This is a genomic window from Xenorhabdus mauleonii (assembly GCF_900113945.1).
In the GTDB taxonomy this organism is placed as follows: Bacteria; Pseudomonadota; Gammaproteobacteria; order Enterobacterales; family Enterobacteriaceae; genus Xenorhabdus; species Xenorhabdus mauleonii.
Genome location: NZ_FORG01000091.1, coordinates 1 through 1,461 on the forward strand (window position 1 = coordinate 1; position 1,461 = coordinate 1,461).

Annotated in this window: 3 protein-coding genes; 1 reads left to right on the forward strand and 2 read right to left on the reverse strand. The window is 41.1% G+C overall.

From position 1 onward, the window contains the following. Positions 1-135 precede the first annotated feature (135 nt). A complete protein-coding gene (locus BM100_RS22385) occupies positions 136-342 on the forward strand; it encodes a SymE family type I addiction module toxin (protein ID WP_244896553.1) in 207 nt (68 codons plus the stop codon). A gap of 62 nt (positions 343-404) precedes the next feature. Here BM100_RS22385 and BM100_RS22390 read toward each other — a convergent pair whose 3' ends face one another. Beyond that, on the reverse strand, positions 405-878 hold the full coding sequence (locus BM100_RS22390) for a hypothetical protein (protein ID WP_092515015.1): 474 nt from the start codon (positions 876-878) through the stop codon (positions 405-407). A gap of 11 nt (positions 879-889) precedes the next feature. Beyond that, positions 890-1,461, reverse strand: a 572-nt coding sequence (locus tag BM100_RS23765) for an RHS repeat-associated core domain-containing protein (RefSeq protein WP_244896552.1), incomplete at its 5' end; no start/stop codon positions are given.

Here is a 1,461-nt window from a genome sequence, read left to right on the forward strand (position 1 = left end):
CCAACACATCTACGCCGCTAACCATAAACAACTATCAAGGAGTTGAATGAGGGCTAAGGCGCATTCTAAGCAAAACGTGGCTCAAAATAAAGCTGCGAAAACAGAACGTTATTACACTCTGGGATACGTCCCGCAATTCACCTTAAGGGGCAATGGCTTAAACAAGCGGGCTTTGAGATTGGCGGCTCTGTTACCGTAAAAATCATGGATGGCTGCTTGGTGCTGATCCCCGACAGTGACGAGACGAACAGCCTCAAACAGCAATACCAGCGCCAGCGCGCGCAAATCAGTGACATTAAGCTGCGGATGCGGGAGTTGATTGGCGATTACAAGGCAGAATGATGATAAAAAGCCGGAAGATCTCGGGGGTCTTTCCGGCTTTATCATATTATGATCAATTAATATCAAAGATTGTTTTTTATCAAAGCAATACCTTCCGGTTTTTCTGGATGGCAACTTTTCTCTAGTAGATAAAAAGCATCATCAACATCGTTTACTTTGTATATTTTGTCAAATTGATCATAGTCAATTAACGTCACTACAACCCAACTGCTTAAGTTCCTAAGAAATTCATTGAAAAATAGATAAATATGGTTATTTTTACTGGGCTTATTATTGACAATCAACTCCTGTAATTGATTTATCGAATCCCCTTTTAGCGTATAAGAGTCGTAATTAGTTAATGTAACTTCATTTCCTATTAATTTATTGTAACTAACTGTATCTTTATACTCTTCAAATATAACCACATCATTCCATTGGTATTTTTTGGGATCTTGTGAATACTCTTCACCCGCCCACTCAACCAGAATTTCCTTCAAACCAAATGACTCAGGTTCTATATTTTTTGGAAGAAAAAGCTCAAATAATATATCCATAGTTGTTCCTTTTACTTGATTCCATTTGGATAGAAAGGAAGCCTATCAGCCCTTTTCCACCCATACTGCCCTTCATAATGGAATGGATGTTGGTGCGGATTCGTATGATCTGGGCGACCATGACTTGTCCAATGAACCTCACTTAAAGGAACCGGTTGGCCTTTTGCAAGAGGCCAAGTTGCCTCAGGGAAAGTAGCTGATTGCCGATAAACCTCTCCAGTTTTACTACTGACTTTACCCCCCAATACTGTATGTGCTCGCCCCTCTGCCCCAGGATGCGGTAAAGGAATATCTTGGCTATTAACTATTTGTTTATCTAACGATATTGGTTTGCCATTAGCATCACGAGGTATATATACACTATCTTTCGGTGTATTGGCTTTTACGTCCTCAACAAGTTTGTCACAGTCTTTACCTGCTAATCCAAGAGGGTCTATCCAGTTAGTCGGATTGTGCACATACCCGTACGGATTAAACCCGCCCAGCAGCCCTATCGGGTCAGGAGAAATATACTGTGCCGTCTCCGGATTATAGTAACGAAACCGATTATAGTATAGTCCGCTTTCTTCATCCTCATACTGCC